The sequence below is a fragment of the Agromyces sp. NPDC058126 genome, assembly GCF_042884595.1.
GTDB lineage: Bacteria > Actinomycetota > Actinomycetes > Actinomycetales > Microbacteriaceae > Agromyces.
Map to the genome: position 1 here is coordinate 1119531 of NZ_JBHVTS010000001.1, position 23046 is coordinate 1142576.

Below are 23046 nucleotides of genomic sequence, written 5' to 3' on the forward strand. Positions count from 1 at the left end.
CGTCGCCCCGGCCCGGATCGCAGACACTCGCCCGGTGATGCGGGCGAGGGTCGGCCGTCGGCCGTAACGTAGACCGCATGGCTACGAGCACCAGGTCGAACGGACGCGCCTCCGGCACGCCCGCGCGCGGGGGTTCGAGGTCGACGAGTGCGAAGTCGTCGGGCGCGAAGACCGCGCCCACGAAGAAGCTGCCCGCCACGACCTCGCGCGCGACGTCTGCGAAGGCCGCGGCCGCGGCATCCGATCGCCCCAACGTCCTCGTCCGCATGTGGATGGGTCTCGCCCACGTCACCGGCGGCGCTGCACGAGCGCTCGGCCCCGAGACGCTCAGCAAGGAGGAGCGTCGCGACGGCCTGCCGTTCTTCCTCGTGCTCCTCGCGGTGGCCGGGGCGGTCGTCGAGTGGTTCTTCATCAACGAACCCGTCGCCCAGACCCTCGACGCGTGGACGTTCGGCGGGCTCTTCGGCCGCGTCGCGTTCGCCCTGCCGGTCATCCTGCTGATCTTCGCCGTGTGGCTGTTCCGGCACCCGAGCTCGGTGCACGACAACACGCGCATCGGCATCGGACTCGGCATCCTGCTCGTGAGCGTCTCGGCGCTCTGCCACCTCTTCGGCGGGCAGCCGGCGCCGAGCGAGGGCATGGCCGTGCTCGCGCGCGCCGGCGGCATCCTCGGGTGGATGCTGGCGACCCCGCTCATCCTGCTCCTCACCGAGGTCGGCGCGACGATCGTCGTGATCCTCCTCGTGCTGCTGGCGCTCCTCATCATCACCAAGACGCCGCCGAACCGCATTCCGGCCCGGTTCCGCGAGCTGTACGCGTGGCTGTTCGGGGCGCCCGAGGAGATCGAGCAGACCGAGGCGGAGCCGAAGCCCTCGCGGCGCGAACGGCGCAAGAGCGTGCAGACCGAGCTCGACGGCATCGACGGCGACGGCGACGGCGATGACGAGTCCGAGCCCGCCGGGCTCCTGCCGTGGTGGCGGCGCAACGCCTCCAACCGCGAGGAGGACCCCGAGTTCGAGGCGCCCGGTGTGGAGGGCCTCACCGAGGTGTTCGGCCAGGGCTCGGCCGCGGGCAGTTTCGACAGCCCCATCGAGGGTGCCGGCGGCGGTGCCGTGGCGGGGGCGTACGGCAGCGAGGTGCTCGGCGACCTCGAGCGCGCCGAGTCGGCGCTGCAGCAGTTCACGGGCGAGGCGCCGCAGGCGGGTCGCGGGCTCCGCGGCGACGACGCGGGCGCGACGCAGGTGGTTCCCCTCTACGACGCGGCCGCCGACTTCGGCGACGATCAGGGCGGTGCGGCGGGCGGCGCGGGCGCCGAGGCATCCGAGTTCGACGGCATCGGCGACGACGCGCCCGAGCGCCCCTACTTCCTCCCGTCGGCGTCGACGCTCGCGGCGGGTCCGCCCGCGAAGACGCGTTCGCAGGCGAACGACGAGGTCGTGCGCCAGATCACCGGGGTGCTCGAGCAGTTCTCGGTCGACGCGAAGGTCACGGGCTTCTCGCGCGGCCCGACCGTCACGCAGTACGAGATCGAGCTCGGCCCGGGCGTGAAAGTCGAACGCGTCACCGCGCTCTCGAAGAACCTCTCGTACGCCGTCGCCTCGAACGAGGTGCGCATCCTCTCGCCCATCCCGGGCAAGAGCGCGATCGGCGTCGAGATCCCGAACGCCGACCGCGAGACCGTGACGCTCGGCGACGTGCTGCGTTCGCAGGCCTCGGTCGGGGCGAAGCACCCGATGACGATCGGCGTCGGAAAGGACGTGGGCGGCGGCTACGTCATCGCGAACCTCGCGAAGATGCCGCACCTCCTCGTCGCCGGCTCCACCGGCTCGGGCAAGTCGAGCTTCGTGAACTCCATGATCACGAGCCTGCTGATGCGGGCGAAGCCCTCCGACGTGCGCATGGTGCTCATCGACCCGAAGCGCGTCGAGCTGGCGCCGTACGCCGGAGTGCCGCACCTGATCACGCCCATCATCACGAACCCGAAGAAGGCGGCCGAGGCGCTGCAGTGGGTCGTGAAGGAGATGGACATGCGGTACGACGACCTCGCGTCGTTCGGGTTCCGTCACATCGACGACTTCAACAAGGCCGTCGTGAACGACGAGATCATCCTGCCCGCCGGCAGTGAACGCCGCCTCAAGCCGTACCCGTACCTGCTCGTCGTCGTCGACGAGCTCGCCGACCTCATGATGGTCGCCCCGCGCGACGTCGAGGACTCGATCGTGCGCATCACCCAGCTCGCGCGTGCTTCGGGCATCCACCTCGTGCTCGCGACGCAGCGACCCTCGGTCGACGTCGTCACCGGCCTCATCAAGGCGAACGTCCCGTCGCGGCTCGCGTTCGCGGTGACGAGCGTCACCGACTCCCGCGTCATCCTCGACCAGCCGGGCGCCGACAAGCTGATCGGCCAGGGCGACGCGCTGTTCCTGCCGATGGGGGCGTCGAAGCCGCTGCGCGTGCAGGGCGCCTGGGTCACCGAGGCCGAGATCGAGAAGGTCGTCACGCACGTCACGCGCCAGGCGCGCCCCGAGTACCGGCAGGATGTCGCGGCCGCCGTCGAACGCAAGGAGATCGACTCCGACATCGGCGACGACCTCGAGCTGCTGCTCGCCGCGGCCGAGCTCGTGGTGTCGACCCAGTTCGGTTCGACCTCGATGCTGCAGCGCAAGCTCCGTGTCGGCTTCGCGAAGGCCGGGCGTCTCATGGACCTGCTCGAGTCGCGCGAGATCGTCGGCCCCTCCGAGGGGTCGAAGGCGCGCGACGTGCTCGTGACGGCCGAGCAGTTGCCGGGCGTGCTCGCACGCCTCCGCGGCGAAGAGCCCGCGGGCGGCAGCGGGGGCGGAGCGGGCGCTGCTGCGCCGCAGGCGTCCGCAGCCGGCCAGGCGACCCAGGGTCCGCTCGGCGGGCCGCCCGCGCCCACCGAGGCGTACGACGCACCCGACGCGCGCTACGATGACCCGCTCGCCCGACAGATGGAGGGCCTGCCCGAGGTCGAGGCCGACGGCGACGAAGACGCGTGGGGGCTCACCGGTCGCGACTGATCGGCGGCCGCTATCCTTGGGCGTATGACCTCTTCCGCCGGCACCCCCGGGCGATCGGCGAACTGGAATCTTCCCAACGCCATCACCGTCGTGCGCATCCTCGCCGCGCCCGTCTTCTTCTGGCTGCTCCTCGCCGACGACGGCGCCGACGGTCCGCTGCGCTGGTGGGCGGCGGCGCTGTTCATCGTCGCGATCGCGACCGACGGCATCGACGGGCACATCGCCCGCTCGCGCGGGTTGATCACCGACCTCGGCAAGATCCTCGACCCGATCGCCGACAAGCTCCTGACGAGCGGCGCCCTCGTGTGCCTCTCGATCCTCGGCGAGCTGTGGTGGTGGGTGACGATCCTCATCATCGTGCGCGAGGTCGGCATCACGGTGTGGCGTCTCGTCGAGCTGCGCCGGGGCAACGTCGTGCCGGCCTCCTCGGGCGGCAAGCTCAAGACGGTCGTGCAGGCGGTGGCGATCTCGCTCGCGCTCGTCCCGCTGTGGACGATCGTCGGCGACTGGATCCTGTGGGTGAACTGGGCGGTCATGGGCCTCGCGCTCGTGCTCACGCTCTGGTCTGGCCTGCTCTACGTCCGCGACGCCGTGCGCCTCGCGCGGGGCGCGGGCGCCGCGAGCTGAGCGTCGTCGTGAACGCCGACGCTGGCGATCGGATGCCTCCGACCGAGGCGTCGACCAGGTCGCTCATCGAGCTGCTCACCCGGCGGGGCCTGCGCGTCGCCGTCGCCGAGTCGCTCACGGGCGGGCTCGTCGCGGCCGAGCTCACCTCGGTGCCGGGCGCCTCGGCCGTGGTCTCCGGCGGAATCGTGGCCTACGACACCGCGGTGAAACGCGCACTGCTCGGGGTCGACGACGCGCTCCTCGACCGCGAGGGCCCGGTGCACCCCGAAGTCGCCCGTCAGATGGCCCGCGGCGTGCGCATGGCGCTCGCGGTCGACGGGCGCCCGGCCGACCTCGGCCTCGCGACGACGGGGGTCGCTGGTCCCGACTGGCAGGGCGGCCGCCCGCCCGGCACGGTGTACCTGGGCCTCTCGTTCGGCGACGGGGACGGGGACGGCGACGCCGATGAGGCCATCGAGCTCGCGCTCTCGGGCGACCGCGCCGAGATCCGTCGGGCGACGGTGCTGGCGCTCGTCGAGCAGGCCCTGCGTCGCCTCGGCGCCGACTGATCGGCTACCGCGGCAGCCGGTACCGGTGTTCGGGGCGCCCCGCCGAGCCGTAGCGCGGCGCGACCTCTGCAGCGCCGGCGGCGACGAGGTGCTCGAGGTAGCGTCGCGCGCTCACCCGGGACATGCCGAGCGCCTCGGCGATCTCGGCCGCCGAGGCGTCGCCCTGGCAGGCCGCGAGGCCCGCCGCGACCCGCTCGAGGCTCACGGCCGAGAGTCCCTTCGGCAGGGTGCCCCGCCGCACCGGTGCCGACCCGAGCGCCTCGTCGACGGCCCGCTGGTCGAGTGCGGCGGGCGCGGCGCGGTCGGCGGCGATGCCGCGCCGCACCTCGTCGAGGCGGTCGCCGAGGCTCGCGCCCGAGAACGGCTTGACGAGGTAGTGCCGCACCCCGAGCAGCCGTGCGGTGCGCACGGTGTCGAGGTCGCGGGCCGCGGTGACGGCGATCACCTCGACCTCGTCGCCGGCGGCCCGCAGGCGGCGCAGCACATCGAGTCCGCCGAGGTCGGGGAGGTAGATGTCGAGCAGCACGAGATCGGGGCGATGCCGTGCGATGGCAGCGAGGGCCTCGACACCGGTGTGCGCCTCGGCGACGACCGTGAAGCCGGGGTGCGCTGAGACGAAGGCCCGGTTGACCCGGGCGACGGCGAGATCGTCGTCGACCACGACGACGCGCAGGGCCTCGCCGGGCGAGGCTGAGGCGGTCATCGCGCGGCTCCCGTCGAGGCATCCGAACGGATCGACGCCGCAGAGCCGCCCGCCTCCTCGGCGCTGCCCGCCGCGTCGGCGGCACCCCAGGGCAGCCGGACGGTGAAGCGGGCGCCGCCGAGCGGCGAGTCGCCGACGCGCGCCTCGCCGCCGAGGCGGTGGGCGATGCGCTGCACGATCGCGAGGCCGATGCCGCGCCGTGCCTTGCCGGGCACCGGCGTCTTGCCCGAGACATCCGGTTCGAAGATCGCCTCGCGCTGCGCGGGCGGCACGCCGGGCCCGTCGTCGTCGACCCGCACCACGACGGTGCCGGGTTCGAGGTCGTCGCGCACGTCGAGCACGACGCGGCCGCCGAGCACGCACGCCTCGATCGCGTTGTCGACGAGGTTCGCGACGATCGTCACGAGCTCGGTGCGCGGCTCACCGCCGCGGGTGGCGTCGAGGTGCGCCTCGGGCGCGAGCTCGACGGTGACGCCGAGCTCCTGCGCACGGGTGCGCTTCGCGAGCACGAGCGCCGCGATCTCGAGGTCGGCGAGGCCGTCGTGCTCGTCGAGCGTCGAGAGCGCCCCGCCGCTGCCGACGCGTTCGATGAAGTCCAGCGCGGCGTCGAGGTGGCCGAGCTCGAGCAGTCCGCTCACGACGTGCAGCTTGTTGGAGAACTCGTGCGACTGCGCGCGCAGCCCGTCGGCGAGGCTCTGCGCGCCCTCGAGCTCGCGGAGCGTCGTCTCGAGCTCGGTGCGGTCGCGGAGGATGGCGATCGAGCCGATCTCGCGCCCGTCGATGCGCACCCGGTCGCCGTGCACGAGCAGCACGCGCTCGCCCGAGAGCACCGGGCTCTCGCGCTCCGCACCCGAGGTGATGAAGCGGGCGAGCTCGGGGTCGAGCACCTCGTCGACGCGTCGGCCGAGCACCGCATCGGGCTCGTCGAGGTCGAGGAGTCGTGCCGCGGCGTCGTTGACGAGCAGGAGCCGCCCCGCGTCGTCGACGGCGACGAGCCCTTCGCGGATGCCGTGCAGCATCGCCTCCCGCGTCTCGAGCATGGCGCGGATCTCGTCGGGCTCGAGGCCGTAGATGCGGCGCCGGATGAGGCGGCCGATCCAGGCGGAGCCGATGACGCCGATGACGGCCGCGACGACCAGCGCGACGAGCAGCAGCGTGAGGTTGCCGAGGAAGTCGGCGCGGAGCTCCGACTCGAGGATCCCGACCGACACCTGCCCCATCACCGCGCCGTCGTCGTCGAAGATCGGCACCTTCACCCGCCAGGATTCGCCGAGCGTGCCCGTCTGGGTGCCGACGTAGATCTCGCCCGAGAGGGGGATGGCCGGATCGGTCGAGACCCGCTCGCCGATGCGGTCGGGGTTCGGGTGCGAGAAGCGGATGCCCGCGTCGTCCGAGACGACGACGTACGTGACATCGGATGCCTCGCGCACGACCTCGGCGACGGGCTGGATCGTCGCGGCGGGGTCGGCGTCGTCGAAGGCGGAGGTGATGACCGGGAGCCCCGCGACCGACTGCGCGACCGCGATCATGCGGTCCTGGTAGGCCTCGCGGAGCTGCTGCTCCTGCAGCCACATCGCGGTGAGGCCTGTGCCGACGACCGTGACGAGCACGATGGCGAGCTGCAGCAGCAACAGCTGCATGCCAAGCGTCATCGACCGGACCACCTGTCAAGTGTGCCGCACGCCGGAGTCGCCGACGGCACCGGGCCTGCGACCAATACGACCGAATCGACCAGTACGACCGAAGTCTCCGAAACGACCACTACGACCGTTACGACCGCAGCGTTCCGTCAGTGGGGGGCCGACCCTAGCGTCGACCCGAATCGATCGTCGCCCGTCGAAGTCGCCGGGCGCTCAAGGAGGAGAATTGCGATCTCGCAGCGGGCCGAGCACCTCGGCCGTCAACCACAGCACCACCGGCACGACCGGCCGCCCCGCGCTCCGCCGGGGGATCGCCGGCCTCGGGCTCGGCCTCGCAGGCGCCCTCGCCCTCGCGGCGTGCAGCAGTCCGGCCAGCGGCACCGACCCGGCCGGTGACGGCGGCGAGGCCGTCGCGCTCGACTCGGTGAACCTGATCGCTCCGGCCGACCCCGGCGGCGGCTGGGACCAGACCGCCCGCGCGATGTCGCAGGTGCTGACCGACGAGGACCTCGTGGGCTCGGCGCCGGTCGAGAACATCGGCGGGGCCGGCGGCACCGTCGGACTCGCGGCCCTCGCGAACGAGCAGGATCCGGCGACGCTCATGATCACCGGGCTCGTGATGGTCGGCGCGGTCGAGACGAACGCCTCGGCCAGCCGCATCGAGGACACGACGCCGATCGCGCGACTCACCGAGGAGGCGCTCGTGCTCGTCGTCCCCGCCGACTCGCCCTACGAGACGACCGAAGACCTCGTCGACGCGATCGTCGACGAGGGCGCGGCGATCGCCGTGACCGGCGGTTCGGCCGGCGGCGCCGACCACATCCTCGCGGGCATGCTGCTCGTCGAGGCGGGCGTCGACGCGGCCGAGGTGCCGACGACGCTCAACTACATCCCGAACTCGGGCGGCGGCGAGGCCGTGACGATGCTGCTCGGCAACACCGTGCAGGCGGGCATCTCGGGCGTCGGTGAGTTCGTCGAGCAGATCGAGGCGGGCGAACTGCGCGCGCTCGCGGTCTCCTCGCCCGAGCGGGTCGAGCTGCTGGCCGACACTCCCACGCTCGTCGAGGAGGGTTACGACGTCGAGCTGACGAACTGGCGCGGCGTGCTCGCGCCGGGCGGTATCTCCGAGGAGGAGCAGGCCGCGTTGACTGAGCTCGTGACGGAGATGCACGCCTCGGGCGGCTGGACCACGACCCTCGAGGAGAAGGGGTGGAGCGACGCCTTCCTCACCGGCGACGACTTCGACGACTTCCTCACGAGCGACATCGCCGAGGTGACCTCGACCCTCCAGACGATCGGCCTGGTCTCCCAGTGACCTCCCCGATCCCGGTTCCCCCCGACGCCCCCACGTCGGGGGGAACCCCCTCGCGGGCCCGCCCGCCCGTCGGCGAGTTCGTCTTCGCCGGGATCTGCGCGGCACTCGGCGTGTACACGATCGTGGGCGCCGGCTTCATCAGGGTGCCGCCGGGCTCGGCCAGCGTGCTCGGGCCCCGGGTGTTCCCGTACGCCGTCGGAGCGCTGCTCCTCGTGGCATCCCTCGTCGTGATCGGCCAGGTGCTGCGCGGCCATCGCGGCACGCCCGACGACGGCGAGGACATCGACCCCGATGCCCCGACCGACTGGCTGACCGTCGCGAAGCTCGTCGTGTGCTTCTCGACGCAGCTCGTGCTCATCGAGTCGGCGGGCTGGCCGGTCGCGGTCGCCGTGCTGTTCGCGGGCGCCGCCTGGTCGCTCGGCGCGAAGCGCTGGTGGGTCGCGCTCGCCGCAGGCGCGGGCCTCGGGCTCGTGACGCAACTCGTCTTCGGCGCCTGGCTCGGGCTCTCACTCCCCGCAGGCCCCCTTCTCGACTGGATCCCGATCTTCCATGGATAGCCTCACCGCGCTGCTCGAGGGCTTCGCCACCGCCCTCCAGCCGCAGTACCTGCTCTACGCGCTCTTCGGCGTCTTCATCGGCACCGCGGTCGGCGTGCTGCCCGGCATCGGCCCGGCCATGACCGTCGCGCTGCTCCTGCCGCTCACGTACTCGCTCGATCCCACCGGGGCGCTCATCGTCTTCGCCGGCATCTACTACGGCGGCATGTACGGCGGCTCGACGACCTCGATCCTCCTGAACACGCCGGGGGAGTCGTCGTCGATCGTGACCGCGCTCGAGGGCAATCGCATGGCGAAGGCCGGGCGAGGCGCCGCGGCGCTCGCGACCGCCGCACTCGGCTCCTTCGTGGCGGGCACGGCGGCGACGCTCGCCCTCACCTTCCTCGCGCCGGGCATCTCGAAGCTCGCCGTGCAGCTCGGACCGGCCGACTACTTCGCGCTCATCGTGGTCGCGTTCCTCACGGTCGGGGCGCTGCTCGGCTCGAGCGTGCCGCGCGGGCTCGTCTCGCTCGGCCTCGGGCTCTTCCTCGGCCTCATCGGCACCGAAGTGCTCTCGGGGCAGCAGCGCTACACACTCGGCGTGCCGAGCCTCGCCGACGGTGTCGACGTGGTCATCATCGCGGTCGGGCTCTTCGCCCTCGGCGAGACCCTGTACGTCGCCTCGCGGCTCCGGCACGGTCCGGTGCGGGTCATCCCGGTGACGAAGGGGTGGCGCAGCTGGATGTCGCGTCGCGACCTCGCACGGTCGTGGCGCCCTTGGCTCCGCGGCACGGCGATCGGGTTCCCGATCGGCACGATCCCGGCGGGCGGCGCCGACGTGGCGACGTTCCTCTCGTACGCGACCGAGCGCAAGCTCGCGAAGGGCAACGCCCGGGCCGAGTTCGGGCGAGGCGCGATCGAGGGCGTCGCCGGACCCGAGGCCGCGAACAACGCGGCCGCCGCGGGCGTGCTCGTGCCGCTGCTCACGCTCGGCCTCCCGACGACGGCGACCGCGGCGATCATCATCTCGGCGTTCCAGTCGTACGGCATCCGCCCCGGCCCGATGCTCTTCGAGAACCAGTCGGGGCTCGTGTGGGCGCTCATCGCGAGCCTCTACATCGGCAACGTGATGCTGCTCGTGCTGAACCTGCCGCTCGTCGGCATGTGGGTGAAGGTGCTCCGCATCCCGCGCCCGTACCTCTACGCCGGCATCCTCGCGTTCGCGGGGCTCGGCGCGTACGCGCTGCACTTCAACGTCTTCGACACCTTCGTGCTGCTCCTGGTCGGGCTCATCGGGTTCCTGATGCGCCGCTACGGGTACCCGGTCGCGCCGATGGTCGTCGGCGGCATCCTCGGGCCCATGGCGGAGGAGCAGCTGCGGAAGTCGATGGCCATCAGCCAGGGCGACCTCTCGTACCTCGTGCACAGCCCGTTCGCGATCGTCGCGTACTCGGCGCTCGCGATCATCGTCGTGCTCGGGGTGTGGCTGAAGCGACGCAAGGCACGCTTCGAGGCCTCCGGAGGCGACCCGATCACCGCCTCGCTGCCCGCTTGGGAGGAAGAACGGAGGTAGCGGAATAGTCTTCGTGAACACCCTGTTACATGTGGCAGGTTCACACGAAAGCCCCAGTGTGCGACGCTAGATTGGAAGCCACGAGCATCAGGTAGACTGACGCTCCCGTTTCCGGCTCCGGCGGAGTCGAAGGCAGTGTAGAAGGAGGTTCCCCGATGGTTCTGGTTCGACAGGAGATCGGCGACGTGTTGAGGGACTTCCGCCTGCAGAAGGGGCGAACGCTCCGGCAGGTCGCGTCCAAGGCGAGCGTGGCCCTGGGCTACCTGAGCGAGGTCGAGCGGGGTCAGAAAGAGGCCTCCTCCGAGATCCTCGCCTCGGTCGCCGAGGCGCTCGACACGCCCATCTCGGTGATCATGCACGAGGTCGGCGACCGCATCGCGGTGCTCGAGGGGCTCTCCGTGGTCCCCGACAGCCTGCCCGACGAGCTCGTCGCCGAGTTCGACGCCGACATGATGGTCCGCTGAGCACGGCGACCCGATCGTTTTCTCGTGCTTCGGCCGGTCTTCGGACCGGCCGAAGCCATGTCCGGGAGGTTCCGTGAAGCTCAGCGAATTCCAGATCGCCGTCGACGCCGAGTTCGGCGCGGGGTACGGCGGGGTCGTCGTGAACGACCTCGTGCTCGCCTCGCTCGGCGGGCGCACGGCGAGCGAGGCGCTCGCCGCGGGCGTGCGGCCGCGCGAGGTCTGGCTCGCGCTCTGCGAGGCGACGGATGTCCCCGAGTCGCACCGGCACGGCGCAGGGCGCCCGATGCCGGGGGAGGCGCGGGGCGCTTCGGGGCGCTGACGCCGCCCGCGCCGTCGGCGTTGTTCGTGCATCCCGTTCCGAAGACGCGTTCGACACGCGGAGTGTCGGTTCGAACATCCGTTCGGGTTCTGCGTTAGGCTCCTCAACAGCAGGAGGAACGACGCATCCCTCCACATCCCGGCCTGAGAGGGCGTCGGATGTCGGTGGTCGACCATACGGTCGAAGCGTCGGAACACACCGCAAACGCCTTGTCGCGAGACGCCGCGGGTCAGCACCGGTCAGCCGGGGCCCGCAACGTGGAACGACAGCCTAGAGGCAGCAGCACACGAGCATCGAAGGAGCCCACATCATGGCATCACCCGCAGACCGCGAGAAGTCTCTCGAAGCCGCACTCGCGCAGATCGACCGCCAGTTCGGCAAGGGGTCGGTCATGCGCCTCGGCAGCGAAGACCGCGCGCCCGTCGAGGTCATCCCCACCGGTTCGATCGCCCTCGACGTCGCACTCGGCGTCGGTGGTCTCCCGCGCGGCCGCATCGTCGAGATCTACGGTCCCGAGTCCTCGGGCAAGACGACGCTCACGCTCCACGCGATCGCCAACGCCCAGCGCGCCGGCGGCATCGCCGCCTTCGTCGACGCCGAGCACGCACTCGACCCCGAGTACGCGAAGAAGCTGGGCGTCGACATCGACGCGCTGCTCGTCTCGCAGCCCGACACGGGTGAGCAGGCGCTCGAGATCGCCGACATGCTCGTGCGCTCCGGCTCGATCGACCTCATCGTCATCGACTCCGTCGCGGCGCTCGTGCCCCGTGCCGAGATCGAGGGCGAGATGGGCGACTCGCACGTCGGCCTCCAGGCCCGACTCATGTCGCAGGCGCTGCGCAAGCTGACCGGTGGGCTCAACCAGACGAACACCACGATGATCTTCATCAACCAGCTCCGCGAGAAGATCGGCGTGTTCTTCGGCAGCCCCGAGACGACCGCGGGCGGCAAGGCGCTGAAGTTCTACGCCTCCGTCCGCCTCGACATCCGTCGCATCGAGACCCTGAAAGACGGCACCGAGGCGGTCGGCAACCGCACCCGCGTGAAGATCGTCAAGAACAAGATGGCGCCGCCCTTCAAGCAGGCCGAGTTCGACATTCTCTACGGGGTCGGGATCTCCCGCGAGGGCAGCCTCATCGACTACGGCGTCGACCAGGGCATCGTCAAGAAGTCGGGCGCCTGGTACACCTACGACGGCGACCAGCTCGGTCAGGGCAAGGAGAACGCTCGCAACTTCCTGCTCTCCAACCCCGACATCGCCGCCGACATCGAGCAGAAGATCCTCGTCAAGCTCGGCATCGGTCAGGCAGGCGCTGCGGCCGCGAACACGGCGCCGGCGAACGTCGAGTCGATCACCGCGAAGCGCAAGGGCGCCTGAGCGGCGAGCAGCACCAGATGACCGGGGAGGGGAGCGACATGCACGACCCGTCGGCCGAGCACCTCGCCCCGGTCACCTACCTGCCGTGGGTGCGGCACGACGCCGCGCCCCCGGCCGAAGAACGTCCCGGTGAGGCGGGTACGGCGCGTCGATCTGCACCGGCGCGCCGGCCTCGCCGGGCATCCGAGGCGTTCGCCGAGCACGCCGCAGGCAACGAGGTTCCCGACCGCTGGTTCGGCGAAGAGGAGCCGAGTGAGCCGGTCGCTGCTCGCGACACGGGCTCGAAACGGTCGCGAGCCGCCCGTGGCTCACGCTTCGGCAGCGACCCCGAGGGCGAGCCCGACGAGTCGGGCGTCGAGCGCGACGCGCGCATCGACCGGCTCGTCGTCTCGCGGCTGAGCCGCTCGGCCCTCTCCGTCTCCGAGGTACGTTCGGTGCTCGCCGAGCACGGGCTCGACGAGTCCGAGGTCGAGGAGTGGATCGAGCGCTACGAGCGGCTCGGCTACCTCGACGACGCGCGGCTCGCCGAGCAGCTGGTGCACAGCCAGGGCGTGCGGCGAGGCAAGGGCAGCGGCGCGCTCCTCCAAGAGCTCGGGCGCCGCGGTGTCGACCAGTCGGTCGCGCGGGCCGCCGTCGAAGACCTCGACCCCGAGACCGAACTCGAGAACGCGCGCACGGTCGCCGAACGGCGCGCTCGCCAACTCCGCGGCCTCGACCGCCAGACGGCCGAGCGCCGCCTGTCGGCGTTCCTCCAGCGCCGGGGCTATCCCGGCAACGTCGTGCGCGAGGCGGTGACGGCGGCGCTGTCCGGCGAGGGCTCGTAAACTGGTGCGATCATGAGCACCATTCACGAGGTCGTCCGCGCCGGGGCGACGACGCCTGCGCCGCGCACCTACGAGGTCCGCACCTTCGGGTGCCAGATGAACGTCCACGACTCCGAGCGCCTCAGCGGATCGCTCGAAGCGGCGGGCTACGTGCCGGCCGACGGCAGCGAACCCGACATCGTCGTCATCAACACCTGCGCCGTGCGCGAGAACGCCGACAACAAGCTCTACGGCAACCTCGGCCATCTCGCGGGGGTCAAGCGTCGCCATGCGGGCATGCAGATCGCCGTCGGCGGCTGCCTCGCCCAGAAGGACAAGAACCTCATCCTCGAGAAGGCGCCGTGGGTCGACGTCGTGTTCGGCACGCACAACATGGGCGCGCTGCCGAGCCTGCTCGAGCGGGCCCGCCACAACGACGAGGCGCAGCTCGAGATCCTCGACGCCCTCGAGGTGTTCCCCTCGACGCTGCCGACGAAGCGCGACTCGAGCTACAGCGGCTGGGTCTCGATCTCGGTCGGCTGCAACAACACCTGCACCTTCTGCATCGTGCCGGCGCTCCGCGGCAAGGAGAAGGACCGCCGCCCGGGCGAGATCCTCGCCGAGATCCAGGCGCTCGTCGACGACGGCGCGATCGAGGTGACCCTGCTCGGCCAGAACGTGAACTCCTACGGCGTCGAGTTCGGCGACCGCCAGGCGTTCGGCAAGCTGCTGCGCGCGGCCGGGCAGATCGAGGGCCTCGAGCGCATCCGCTTCACCAGTCCGCACCCCGCGGCGTTCACCGACGACGTGATCGACGCGATGGCCGAGACGCCCAACGTGATGCCGCAGCTGCACATGCCGCTCCAGTCGGGCTCCGACCGCATCCTCAAGGCGATGCGCCGCTCGTACCGCTCCGAGAAGTTCCTCGGCATCCTCGACCGCGTGCGCGCGAAGATCCCGAACGCGGCGATCTCCACCGACATCATCGTCGGCTTCCCCGGCGAGACCGAAGACGACTTCCTCGAGACCATGCGGGTCGTCGAGGCCGCGCGGTTCGCCTCGGCGTTCACTTTCCAGTACTCGATCCGCCCGGGAACGCCGGCGGCGACGATGGAGGACCAGGTGCCGAAGGAGGTCGTGCAGGAGCGCTACGAACGGCTCATCGCCCTCCAGGAGCGCATCTCCTGGGAGGAGAACCAGAAGCTCGCAGGCCAGGCCGTCGAGGTGCTCGTCGCCAACGGTGAAGGCAAGAAGGATGCCGAGACGCACCGTCTCAGCGGCCGTGCCGAAGACAGCCGCCTCGTGCACTTCGAGGTGCCCGCCGGCTCCGAGCTGCCGCGCCCCGGCGACGTCGTCTCGGTCACGATCACGCAGGCGGCGCCGTTCCACCTCATCGCCGACTCCACCGACGACGCGCCGCTGACGGTGCGGCGTACTCGCGCCGGAGATGCGTGGGACCGCGCGCAGGCCGAGAGCTGCGGCGTCCCCGCGACCGGTTCGGGCGAGGGGACGTCGACGCCGGGGCGCGTCTCGCTCGGCCTGCCGTCGCTGCGCGTGCGCGGCGGCGAGCCGCTCGTCTCGCCGGGCGTCGGCACCATGCCGATCTACGACCCGACCGACGGTCAGCGCTGACGTGAGCCTCATCGCCGTCGTCGGCGCGACCGGCACCGGCAAGTCGGCTTTCGCGCTCGATCTCGCCGAGGCGCTCGAACGCACCGGGCGCACGCCCGAGGTCGTCAACGCCGACGCCATGCAGCTCTACCGCGGCATGGACATCGGCACCGCGAAGCTCTCGCTCGACGAGCGACGCGGCGTGCCGCATCACCTGCTCGACGTGCTCGAGGTCACCGACGAGGCGTCCGTCGCCGAGTACCAGGCCCTCGCACGGGCGCGCATCGACGAGATCATCGCGCGGGGCGGCATCGCCCTCCTCGTCGGAGGGTCGGGCCTCTACGTCTCGTCGGTGATCCACGACTTCCGCTTCCCGGGCACCGACCCGGTGGTGCGCGCCCGACTCGAGGCCGAGCTCGCCGAGCACGGGCCGGGCATGCTGCACGCGCGGTTGCGCGGCATCGACGCCGAGACGGCGGCGAAGGTCGACCCGCAGAACGGCCGCCGCGTGGTGCGGGCGCTCGAGGTGATCGAGGTCACGGGCGAGCCCGCGGCCGCGCGTCTCCCCGACGAGCCGGTGCCGTGGCGCGAGCACCGCATCGTGCACCTGCGCGCCGATCGCGGTGCCCTCGTCGAGCGGCTCGACGAGCGCGTGCACGGGATGTGGCGGCAGGGCATCGTCGACGAGGTGCGCGGGCTCGTGCCGCTGGGCCTCGAGCGCGGGGTCACCGCGCGCAAGGCCATCGGCTACGCGCAGGCACTCGCCGAGCTGCAGGGCCGGATGCCACGAGCCGAGGCCGTGGCGGAGACGCAGCAGCTCACCCGCACCTACGCGCGGCGCCAGGTGGGATGGTTCAAGCGCTACCGCGACGCGGTCGAGATCGACGCCGACGACGTCGTCGCCCGGGGCGCGGAACTGGCCCGTCAGGCCGCCCTAGACTGAGTCGCATGCCGTTCGATCTGCGATTCACCAAGGGCCAGGGCACGGGCAACGACTTCGTGCTCTTCAGCGATCCCGAGGGTGAGAACGCGCTCACGCCGACGCAGATCGCCGCGGTGTGCGATCGCCATTTCGGTGTCGGTGCCGACGGGGTGATCCGTGCGGTGCGTTCGCAGAACCTCGACGACGGGGCCACGGCGCTCGCGGCCGATCCGCGCGCGGTCTGGTTCATGGACTACTGGAACGCCGACGGCACGGTCTCCGAGATGTGCGGCAACGGCATCCGCGTCTTCGTGCGCTACCTGCTCGACCAGGGGCTCGCCGAGCTGCACCCCGGCGCCGAGCTCGCGATCGGCACCCGTGCCGGCGTCCGGCTCGTGACGCGCACGGCGACGGGCTTCCAGGTCGATCTCGGCCCGTGGCGACTCGCCGGCGGCGAGCCGCTCGTGCGCGCCAAGCAGCTTCCGGTGGCCAGGCCCGGTCTCGGCATCGACGTGGGCAACCCGCACGTCGTCGTCGCCCTCGCCGACGATGACGAGCTCGAGGGCCTCGACCTCGCCTACTCGCCGATCCTCGACCCCGAGCCCGAGGCGGGCGCGAACGTCGAGTTCGTCGTGCCCGCCGAGCCCCTCGTCGAGGACGGGGTGGGCCGCATCCGCATGCGGGTGCACGAGCGCGGCTCGGGCGAGACGCTCTCGTGCGGCACGGGCGCCGTCGCCTCGGCGCTCGCGGTGCGGCATTGGGCGGGCGCCTCGGCGCCGAACGACTGGCGCGTGCAGGTGCCGGGCGGGGTCGTCGGCGTGCGCATGTTCGCGGCCGCCGACGGTGAGCACGTGGCCCTCGCGGGCCCGGCCGAACTCGTCTTCGACGGCGTGCTGACGCTCGCCTGAGCGGGCTCGGACGCTGCCGTCGCAGCTTCCCTCGGGCTGCGTCGGTCAGGCGGATGCCGCGTGCGCGACCCGCAGCACGCGGAAGCCCTTCGCGTTCGCGGCGCGGTCGACATCGAGTCCGAGCTCCTCGCCGATCCAGCGCTGCAACGACTCGGCGCCGAGGTGCTTCGCGACGACGAGCCAGGCGGACGAGTCGACCTCGTCGTCGAGGCGGGGCAGCCACCGCGTGAGGAGTGCGTGCAGCTCGGCCTTGCCGACCCGGATCGGCGGATTCGACCAGATCTCGGCGAATCGCACCGCGTCGGGAACATCGTCGGGCAGGACGGCGTTGACATTGTGCAGACCGAGTCGTGCGGCGTTCTGCCGCGTGAGTTCGAGCGCGCGTTCGTTGACGTCGACCGCCCACACCGTGGCATCCGGCGACTGGATCGCGAGCGAGAGCGCGATCGGCCCCCAACCGCACCCGAGGTCGAGCAGCGCGCCCGACGCCGGGGGAGCGGGCACGTTCTCGAGGAGCACGCGAGTGCCCTGGTCGAGGTGCTCAGGGCTGAAGACGCCGCCGGCGGTCGTGAGCTCGACCTCGCGGCCGGCGAGGCTCGCGCGGATGGTGCGGGTGCGCGAACTGCTCGACGGAGACGCGGAGAAATAGTGGTCGGAACCCATACAGGGAACCTATCGCAGCGATTGGAACTAGTCTTGAACGTGATGAATGAAGCCGAACAGACCACCGCGGACGACGCCGTCGAGCGGGTGCTGCGCGGCGCTGAGACGAAGGCCGGGCTGACCCGGTTCGGCTCGGGTGCCGCCGAGGCGCTCATGGAGCACGGCTCCGACGCCGCAGCCGGCGCCGAGTCCGACGGCGAGCAGCTCGAGCGAGAAGAGCGCGCGGCGCTCCGCCGCGTCGCCGGACTCTCGACCGAGCTCGAGGACGTCACCGAGGTCGAGTACCGGCAGCTCCGGCTCGAGAACGTCGTGCTCATCGGCGTCTACTCGCAGGGCTCGCTCGACGACGCCGAGAACTCGATGCGCGAGCTTTCGGCCCTCGCCGAGACGGCGGGCGCGCGCGTGCTCGACGGCGTCCTGCAGCGGCGCCCGCACCCCGACCCGAGCACCTACCTCGGCCGCGGCAAGGTCGAGGAGCTGCGGCACATCGTCGCCTCGCTCGGCGCCGACACCGTCGTCGCCGACACCGAGCTCGCGCCGAGCCAGCGGCGCGCGCTCGAGGACGCGGTCAAGGTGAAGGTGATCGACCGCACGGCCGTCATCCTCGACATCTTCAGCCAGCACGCGAAGAGCCGCGAGGGCAAGGCGCAGGTCGAGCTCGCACAGCTCGAGTACCTGCTCCCGCGCCTGCGCGGCTGGGGCGAGTCGATGTCGCGGCAGGCCGGTGGCCAGGTCGGCAGCGGCGGAGCGGGCATGGGTTCCCGTGGCCCGGGTGAGACGAAGATCGAACTCGATCGTCGTCGCATCCACTCGCGCATGGCGAAGCTGCGCAAGCAGATCGCCGGAATGAAGCCCGCCCGCGACGCGAAGCGCGCCAACCGACGGCGCAACGCCATTCCCTCGGTCGCCATCGCCGGGTACACGAACGCCGGCAAGTCGAGCCTGCTGAACCGCATCACGGGCGCGGGCCTCCTCGTCGAGAACGCGCTGTTCGCGACCCTCGACGCCACGGTGCGCCGCAACACGACCGCCGACGGCCGGGTCTACACGCTCGCCGACACGGTCGGCTTCGTGCGCAACCTCCCGCACCAGCTCGTCGAGGCGTTCCGTTCGACCCTCGAGGAGGTCGGCGACTCCGACCTCATCGTGCACGTCGTCGACGCGGCGCACCCCGACCCGGCCGGTCAGATCGCCACGGTGCGCGATGTCATCGGCGAGGTCGGCGCACGCGACATCCCCGAGCTGATCGTCTTCAACAAGGCCGACCTCGTGACGCCAGAAGACCGCCTCGTGCTGCGCGGGCTCGAGCCCGGCGCCGTGTTCGCCTCGGCGCGAACGGGCGAGGGCATCGACGAGGTGCTCGCGGCGATCACGCGCATGCTGCCCGACCCGGCGGTCGAGATCGACCTCGTCGTGCCGTACGACCGGGGCGACGTCGTGTCGACGCTGCACGAGACCGGTCGAGTGCTCTCGGTCGACTACCTCGAGGGCGGCACGCACGTGCGCGCGCTCGTCTCGCCCGAACTCTCCGCACAGCTGGCCGATTTCCGGGCTCCCGTCGACGCCTGAGGCGCTCCAGACCGGCGGCTCGGGTCACTCCGCGACACCTCGCGTCACCTCACGTCATAGAGGGGCGGCGCGCGGGATCGGCGCGTATCGTCGCTCCTGATCGTCGGTGCACGGCCGGATGCCGGGCACCAGGAGCGACCGCCGAGCCCGGCACCCGCCCGCGAGACCCACCCGCCGATTCCGGCCGGGGGACGCGGCCTGCCGCGCTTCCGCCGCATCGGCTGCGCCACGCAGGAGTCCCATGGCAGCCACCGGTTCCGACCTCCGGGATGCGGACTGTCGACCGCGCCCGCCCGTCTCGTTCGAGTTGTTCCCGCCTCGATCGGATGCCGCGGCGCTCGCCCTCGGCCGGACGATCGACCGGCTCGCCGAGGCCGACCCCGCGTTCATCTCGGTGACCTTCGGGGCGGGCGGCTCCTCGCGCGACCGTTCGTTGACGGTGCTCCGCTACATGCTCGAGCACACCGCGGTCGAGCCCATGGCGCACCTCACCTGCGTCGGCTCCTCGCACGTCGAGGCGAACCGGCTGGTGCGCGAGTTCCTCGACGCCGGGGTGACGAGCTTCCTCGCACTGCGCGGCGACCCGCCGGAGGGCGCCGGCCCCGATGCCGGCATCGGCGACCTCGGCAGCGCGGCCGAACTGGTGCAGCTCATCCACCGGGTCCAGGAGGAGCGGGAGCCCTTCGCCCAGGTCGGCGTGCCCGGCGTCCCCGGGGCGTCGCGCATCCGCGAGCGGCCCCGGCCCGAGCGCGTCGCGGTCGCGGCGTTCCCCACGGGGCATCCGCGTTCCCGGAGCGCCCATCAGGACGTCGACGCCCTACTCGCGAAGGAGATCGCGGGCGCGACCCTCGCGATCACCCAGCTGTTCTGGCACGCCGACGACTACCTCGGCTACGTCGACCGCGCTCGCGCGGCGGGCGTCACCATTCCGATCCTGCCGGGCATCATGCCCGTCACGACGCCGGCGCGGCTCGCCCGGCTCGCCGAGCTCACCGGGGTCGAGGCCCCGGCCGAGCTCGCCATCGACCTCGAGATCGAACCCGATCCCGAGGCCCAGGCCGAGCTCGGCGTCGCGTACGCCGCGAAGCTCGCCGCCGGGGTGCTCGCGGGCGGCGCGCCCGGCCTGCACCTCTACACCTTCAATCGTCACGAGGCCGTGCTGGGCGTGCTCGCCCGGCTCGGACTCGGAGTCCCAGCACAGCTCGTCAATGAGAGGAACACCGCACGATGACCGCACCCGCCTTCCCCACCGGCACCATCCTGGGCTACCCCCGGATCGGCCGTCGCCGTGAGCTCAAGCGCGCCGTCGAGGCGTTCTGGGCCGGCACGATCGACGCGGAGGAGCTCGAGGCTCGCGCCGCCGAGCTCCGCGCCGCGACCCGCGAGCGTCTCGCCGCGCAGGGTCTCGACCGCACCGGCTCGGCCATCCCCGAGTCGTTCTCGTTCTACGACCAGGTGCTCGACGCCGCCGTCGCCGTCGGCGCCGTGCCCACGCGTTTCGCCCGGTTCCTCGGCGAGGACGGCAGCGTCGACCTCGGCGCCTACTTCACGATCGCCCGAGGGGTCGGCGACGACGCCCCGCTCGAGATGACGAAGTGGTTCGACTCGAACTACCACTACCTCGTGCCCGAGATCGGCCCCGAGTCCTCGTTCGCGCTGCACGCCGAGCGCATCCTCGCCGAGTTCGCCGAGGCGAAGGCGCAGGGCTTCCTCACCCGCCCGGTGCTCGTCGGCCCCGTGACCTTCCTCCTCCTCGCGAAGGCCGCCGACGACGCGCCCGAGGGCTTCCGCCCGATCGACCGCCTCGGCGAGCTCGTGCCCGTGTACGGCGAACTCCTCGCCGAGCTCGCCCGCGCGGGAGCCGAGTGGGTGCAGCTCGACGAGCCCGCGCTCGTGAGCGAGTCGATCGACGAGCCGCGCGCCCGTGTGCTCGAGGCGGCCGCGGCGGCGTACGACGCGCTCGGCGCGCAGGACGAGCGTCCGGCCATCTTCGTCGCCGCGCCCTACGGCTCGCTCGACGACGCGCTGCCGGTGCTCGCCGCGACCCCCGTCGAGGCGATCTCGCTCGACCTCGTGCGCGGTGCGCTGCCCGAGGGCCTCGACCCCGTCACCGCCGAGGCGCTCGCCGCGAAGACGCTCGTCGCGGGCGTCGTCGACGGGCACAACATCTGGCGCGGCGACCTCGCCGCCGCGTTCGACCGCGTCGCCGCCGTGCAGCACCTCTCGGGCAGCGTCGCGGTGTCGACCTCGACCTCGCTGCTGCACGTGCCGCACGACGTCGAGGACGAGCAGGCTCTCGACGCCCGACTCGTGTCGTGGCTCGCCTTCGCCGACCAGAAGGTCGCGCAGGTCGCGACCCTCGCACGCGGGCTCGCCGAGGGCCGCGACGCGATCGCCGCCGAGCTCGACGCGGCATCCGCAGCCCTGGCCGACCGCAGCGGCGCACCCGGCGTGCGTGTGCCCTCGGTGCGCGAGCGGCTCTCCGCCCTCGTGAGCGGCGACTTCGACCGCGGCGACTACGCCGCCCGCGTCGCCGCGCAGGCCGAGCTCGAGCTGCCCGAGCTGCCCACCACGACGATCGGCTCGTTCCCGCAGACGAGCGACATCCGTCGCGCCCGCGCGCGCCTCGGCAAGGGCGAGCTCGACGCAGACGGCTACGCGCAGCTCATGCGCGAGGAGATCGAGCGGGTCGTGCGCCTGCAGGAGGAGATCGGCCTCGACGTGCTCGTGCACGGCGAGCCCGAGCGCAACGACATGGTGCAGTACTTCGCCGAGCTGCTCGACGGCTTCGCCGTCACCGAGCACGGCTGGGTGCAGTCGTACGGTTCGCGCTGCACGCGCCCCTCGATCCTCTGGGGGGATGTCTCGCGGCCGGCCAGGATGACGGTCGAGTGGTCGTCGTACGCGCAGTCGCTGACAGAGAAGCCCGTCAAGGGCATGCTCACGGGCCCGGTGACGATCCTCGCCTGGTCGTTCGTGCGCGACGACCAGCCCCTCGGCGACACGGCGCGCCAGGTGGCGCTCGCACTGCGCGACGAGATCGCCGACCTCGAGGGCGCCGGCATCAAGGTGATCCAGGTCGACGAGCCCGCGCTCCGCGAGCTGCTGCCGCTGAAGCTCGCCGACCAGCCGGCGTACCTCGACTGGTCGGTCGGCTCGTTCAAGCTCGCGACCGCGGGCGCGGCGGCGGCGACGCAGGTGCACACCCACCTCTGCTACTCGGAGTTCGGCGTCGTCATCGACGCGATCAAGAACCTCGACGCCGACGTGACCTCGATCGAGGCGGCGCGCAGCCGCATGGAGGTCGTCGACGACCTCTCGACGAGCGGCTTCGACCACGGCATCGGCCCGGGCGTCTACGACATCCACTCGCCGCGCGTGCCGTCGACGGCCGAGGTGCAGGCGCTCCTCGAGCGTGCGGTCGCCGAGATCCCGGCGTCGCGGCTCTGGGTGAACCCCGACTGCGGTCTGAAGACCCGCGGCTACGACGAGACGGTCGCCTCGCTCGAGAACATCCTCGAGGCGACGCGCGCGGTGCGCGCCGAGCTCGAGGCGCGCACCGAGCCGGTGCTCGCGGGCTAGCCGGACGACGAGAAGGGGCGGATGCCGCGTGCTGCGCGGCATCCGCCCCTCTTCTCTGTCTTGCGGTGCGTGCGGGGCCGCTCGCGCGGCCGGGGTCGCGTACCCGCGTCAGACCGCGCGGAGGACCGAGACGACCTTGCCGAGCACCTCGGCGTGGTCGCCCACGATCGGCTCGAACGCGCTGTTGCGGGGGAGCAGCCACGTGTGGCCGTCGCGCTGGCGGAAGACCTTGACGGTCGCCTCGCCGTCGAGCATGGCCGCGACGATCTCGCCGTTCTCGGCGGTGCGCTGCGAGCGCACGACCACCCAGTCGCCGTCGCAGATGGCGGCGTCGATCATCGAGTCGCCGACGACCTTGAGGATGAACAGCTCGCCCTTGCCGACGAGCTGCCTCGGGAGCGGGAAGACCTCTTCGACCTGCTGCTCGGCGGTGATCGGCACACCGGCGGCGATGCGGCCGACGAGCGGCACCATCGCAGCGTCGCCGACGGGGGCCGCGTCGCCCGCGGCGGGAGCGCGCTCCTCGAGTCCGGGCACCTCGATGAGGACCTCGAGCGCGCGGGGGCGGTTGGGGTCACGGCGCAGGTAGCCGGCGAGCTCGAGCTGGTTGAGCTGGTGCGTCACGCTCGACAGTGAGGAGAGCCCGACGGCGTCGCCGATCTCGCGCATGCTGGGCGGATAGCCGCGGCTCGCGACCGAGCGCTGCACGACCTCGAGGATGGCGAGCTGCTTGGCACTGAGGCTCTTGCGTCGACGCGCCCTTCCGATGTCACGCACGTCGTTGTCGCTCACGGTCTCCGCCCCTCGTTGCGATCGCCGCGCGATCGGATGTCGGTGGTTCCTGCTG

At 72.0% G+C, this 23046-nt stretch carries 20 protein-coding genes; 16 read left to right on the forward strand and 4 right to left on the reverse strand.

From position 1 onward, the window contains the following. The first annotated feature begins 77 nt into the window (after positions 1 to 77). Genes ACFVTR_RS05005 through ACFVTR_RS05015 form a run of 3 tightly spaced genes read left to right on the forward strand, consistent with a single transcriptional unit; the run spans position 78 to position 4213 of the window. Entirely contained in the window at positions 78 to 3038 is a 2961-nt protein-coding gene (locus ACFVTR_RS05005; protein WP_387035292.1) for a DNA translocase FtsK 4TM domain-containing protein, read from the forward strand. 24 nt (positions 3039 to 3062) lie between these two features. Further along, complete coding sequence (pgsA, locus tag ACFVTR_RS05010) at positions 3063 to 3665, forward strand: CDP-diacylglycerol--glycerol-3-phosphate 3-phosphatidyltransferase (protein ID WP_376940778.1); 603 nt, start codon at positions 3063 to 3065, stop codon at positions 3663 to 3665. A 32-nt stretch (positions 3666 to 3697) separates the two neighbouring features. Beyond that, a complete protein-coding gene (locus tag ACFVTR_RS05015; protein ID WP_387035294.1) occupies positions 3698 to 4213 on the forward strand; it encodes a CinA family protein in 516 nt (171 codons plus the stop codon). Between the two features lie 4 nt (positions 4214 to 4217). Here the strand turns inward: ACFVTR_RS05015 and ACFVTR_RS05020 are convergent, their stop codons facing one another. Together ACFVTR_RS05020 and ACFVTR_RS05025 are read right to left on the reverse strand one after the other, a co-directional pair. Then, positions 4218 to 4916, reverse strand: coding sequence for a response regulator (locus ACFVTR_RS05020; protein WP_387035296.1), 699 nt, complete (start codon positions 4914 to 4916; stop codon positions 4218 to 4220). Beyond that, positions 4913 to 6580, reverse strand: a complete 1668-nt coding sequence (locus tag ACFVTR_RS05025) for an ATP-binding protein (RefSeq protein ID WP_387035297.1) — start codon at positions 6578 to 6580, stop codon at positions 4913 to 4915. Before ACFVTR_RS05025 ends, ACFVTR_RS05020 begins: the two co-directional genes overlap by 4 nt. Positions 6581 to 6782: 202 nt before the next feature. Here ACFVTR_RS05025 and ACFVTR_RS05030 point away from each other — a divergent pair, with 202 nt between their 5' ends. The 10 genes from ACFVTR_RS05030 (at position 6783) to dapF (ending at position 16385) form a co-directional block, all read left to right on the forward strand. After that, complete coding sequence (locus ACFVTR_RS05030) at positions 6783 to 7871, forward strand: Bug family tripartite tricarboxylate transporter substrate binding protein (RefSeq protein WP_387035298.1); 1089 nt, start codon at positions 6783 to 6785, stop codon at positions 7869 to 7871. Then, complete coding sequence (locus ACFVTR_RS05035) at positions 7868 to 8428, forward strand: tripartite tricarboxylate transporter TctB family protein (RefSeq protein WP_387035300.1); 561 nt, start codon at positions 7868 to 7870, stop codon at positions 8426 to 8428. The genes ACFVTR_RS05030 and ACFVTR_RS05035 overlap by 4 nt, the downstream gene beginning before the upstream one ends. Then, positions 8421 to 9980: a tripartite tricarboxylate transporter permease gene (locus ACFVTR_RS05040; protein ID WP_387035302.1), complete on the forward strand. Its 1560-nt coding sequence runs from the start codon at positions 8421 to 8423 to the stop codon at positions 9978 to 9980. Before ACFVTR_RS05035 ends, ACFVTR_RS05040 begins: the two co-directional genes overlap by 8 nt. Before the next feature lie 155 nt (positions 9981 to 10135). Continuing rightward, complete coding sequence (locus ACFVTR_RS05045; protein WP_130351053.1) at positions 10136 to 10444, forward strand: helix-turn-helix domain-containing protein; 309 nt, start codon at positions 10136 to 10138, stop codon at positions 10442 to 10444. Positions 10445 to 10517: 73 nt separating this feature from the next. Continuing rightward, positions 10518 to 10763 carry a DUF3046 domain-containing protein gene (locus tag ACFVTR_RS05050; protein ID WP_387035304.1) on the forward strand — a complete coding sequence of 82 codons (246 nt, stop codon included), beginning with the start codon at positions 10518 to 10520 and terminating at the stop codon, positions 10761 to 10763. 310 nt (positions 10764 to 11073) lie between these two features. Next, positions 11074 to 12141 carry a recombinase RecA gene (gene recA / locus ACFVTR_RS05055; RefSeq protein ID WP_387035306.1) on the forward strand — a complete coding sequence of 356 codons (1068 nt, stop codon included), beginning with the start codon at positions 11074 to 11076 and terminating at the stop codon, positions 12139 to 12141. 17 nt (positions 12142 to 12158) lie between these two features. Then, positions 12159 to 12965, forward strand: coding sequence for a regulatory protein RecX (locus tag ACFVTR_RS05060; RefSeq protein ID WP_387035308.1), 807 nt, complete (start codon positions 12159 to 12161; stop codon positions 12963 to 12965). A gap of 12 nt (positions 12966 to 12977) precedes the next feature. After that, positions 12978 to 14576, forward strand: coding sequence for a tRNA (N6-isopentenyl adenosine(37)-C2)-methylthiotransferase MiaB (gene miaB / locus ACFVTR_RS05065; protein WP_387035309.1), 1599 nt, complete (start codon positions 12978 to 12980; stop codon positions 14574 to 14576). Between the two features lies 1 nt (position 14577). Then, a complete protein-coding gene (gene miaA, locus ACFVTR_RS05070) occupies positions 14578 to 15498 on the forward strand; it encodes a tRNA (adenosine(37)-N6)-dimethylallyltransferase MiaA (RefSeq protein WP_387035311.1) in 921 nt (306 codons plus the stop codon). 5 nt (positions 15499 to 15503) lie between these two features. After that, positions 15504 to 16385, forward strand: a complete 882-nt coding sequence (dapF, locus tag ACFVTR_RS05075; protein ID WP_387035313.1) for a diaminopimelate epimerase — start codon at positions 15504 to 15506, stop codon at positions 16383 to 16385. Between the two features lie 45 nt (positions 16386 to 16430). On the opposite strand, the gene ACFVTR_RS05080 is transcribed toward dapF, so the two are convergent. Next, complete coding sequence (locus ACFVTR_RS05080) at positions 16431 to 17048, reverse strand: class I SAM-dependent methyltransferase (protein WP_387035315.1); 618 nt, start codon at positions 17046 to 17048, stop codon at positions 16431 to 16433. Positions 17049 to 17090: 42 nt separating this feature from the next. On the opposite strand from ACFVTR_RS05080, the gene hflX reads away from it, so the two are divergent. The 3 genes from hflX to metE all read left to right on the forward strand — a co-directional run bounded on the left by hflX (position 17091) and on the right by metE (position 22199). Further along, positions 17091 to 18617 (forward strand): GTPase HflX, encoded by a 1527-nt coding sequence (gene hflX / locus ACFVTR_RS05085; protein WP_387035316.1) that lies wholly within the window; start codon positions 17091 to 17093, stop codon positions 18615 to 18617. Between the two features lie 241 nt (positions 18618 to 18858). Further along, positions 18859 to 19848 carry a methylenetetrahydrofolate reductase gene (locus ACFVTR_RS05090; RefSeq protein ID WP_387035318.1) on the forward strand — a complete coding sequence of 330 codons (990 nt, stop codon included), beginning with the start codon at positions 18859 to 18861 and terminating at the stop codon, positions 19846 to 19848. Beyond that, positions 19845 to 22199 carry a 5-methyltetrahydropteroyltriglutamate--homocysteine S-methyltransferase gene (gene metE / locus ACFVTR_RS05095; RefSeq protein ID WP_387035320.1) on the forward strand — a complete coding sequence of 785 codons (2355 nt, stop codon included), beginning with the start codon at positions 19845 to 19847 and terminating at the stop codon, positions 22197 to 22199. Before ACFVTR_RS05090 ends, metE begins: the two co-directional genes overlap by 4 nt. A gap of 108 nt (positions 22200 to 22307) precedes the next feature. On the opposite strand, the gene lexA is transcribed toward metE, so the two are convergent. Beyond that, positions 22308 to 22991, reverse strand: a complete 684-nt coding sequence (gene lexA / locus ACFVTR_RS05100) for a transcriptional repressor LexA (protein ID WP_387035321.1) — start codon at positions 22989 to 22991, stop codon at positions 22308 to 22310. Positions 22992 to 23046 lie beyond the last annotated feature (55 nt).

What these genes read in the sequence shown, in the direction of transcription:
- ACFVTR_RS05005 (WP_387035292.1), top strand. Translation starts at nt 78, where the DNA reads ATGGCTACGAGCACCAGGTCGAACGGACGCGCCTCCGGCACGCCCGCG.
- ACFVTR_RS05080 (WP_387035315.1), bottom strand. Translation starts at nt 17,048, where the DNA reads ATGGGTTCCGACCACTATTTCTCCGCGTCTCCGTCGAGCAGTTCGCGC.
- metE (WP_387035320.1), top strand. Translation starts at nt 19,845, where the DNA reads ATGACCGCACCCGCCTTCCCCACCGGCACCATCCTGGGCTACCCCCGG.
- hflX (WP_387035316.1), top strand. Translation starts at nt 17,091, where the DNA reads ATGAATGAAGCCGAACAGACCACCGCGGACGACGCCGTCGAGCGGGTG.
- ACFVTR_RS05020 (WP_387035296.1), bottom strand. Translation starts at nt 4,916, where the DNA reads ATGACCGCCTCAGCCTCGCCCGGCGAGGCCCTGCGCGTCGTCGTGGTC.
- ACFVTR_RS05040 (WP_387035302.1), top strand. Translation starts at nt 8,421, where the DNA reads ATGGATAGCCTCACCGCGCTGCTCGAGGGCTTCGCCACCGCCCTCCAG.
- ACFVTR_RS05060 (WP_387035308.1), top strand. Translation starts at nt 12,159, where the DNA reads ATGACCGGGGAGGGGAGCGACATGCACGACCCGTCGGCCGAGCACCTC.
- ACFVTR_RS05015 (WP_387035294.1), top strand. Translation starts at nt 3,698, where the DNA reads ATGCCTCCGACCGAGGCGTCGACCAGGTCGCTCATCGAGCTGCTCACC.
- miaB (WP_387035309.1), top strand. Translation starts at nt 12,978, where the DNA reads ATGAGCACCATTCACGAGGTCGTCCGCGCCGGGGCGACGACGCCTGCG.
- recA (WP_387035306.1), top strand. Translation starts at nt 11,074, where the DNA reads ATGGCATCACCCGCAGACCGCGAGAAGTCTCTCGAAGCCGCACTCGCG.
- pgsA (WP_376940778.1), top strand. Translation starts at nt 3,063, where the DNA reads ATGACCTCTTCCGCCGGCACCCCCGGGCGATCGGCGAACTGGAATCTT.
- dapF (WP_387035313.1), top strand. Translation starts at nt 15,504, where the DNA reads ATGCCGTTCGATCTGCGATTCACCAAGGGCCAGGGCACGGGCAACGAC.
- ACFVTR_RS05090 (WP_387035318.1), top strand. Translation starts at nt 18,859, where the DNA reads ATGGCAGCCACCGGTTCCGACCTCCGGGATGCGGACTGTCGACCGCGC.
- ACFVTR_RS05045 (WP_130351053.1), top strand. Translation starts at nt 10,136, where the DNA reads ATGGTTCTGGTTCGACAGGAGATCGGCGACGTGTTGAGGGACTTCCGC.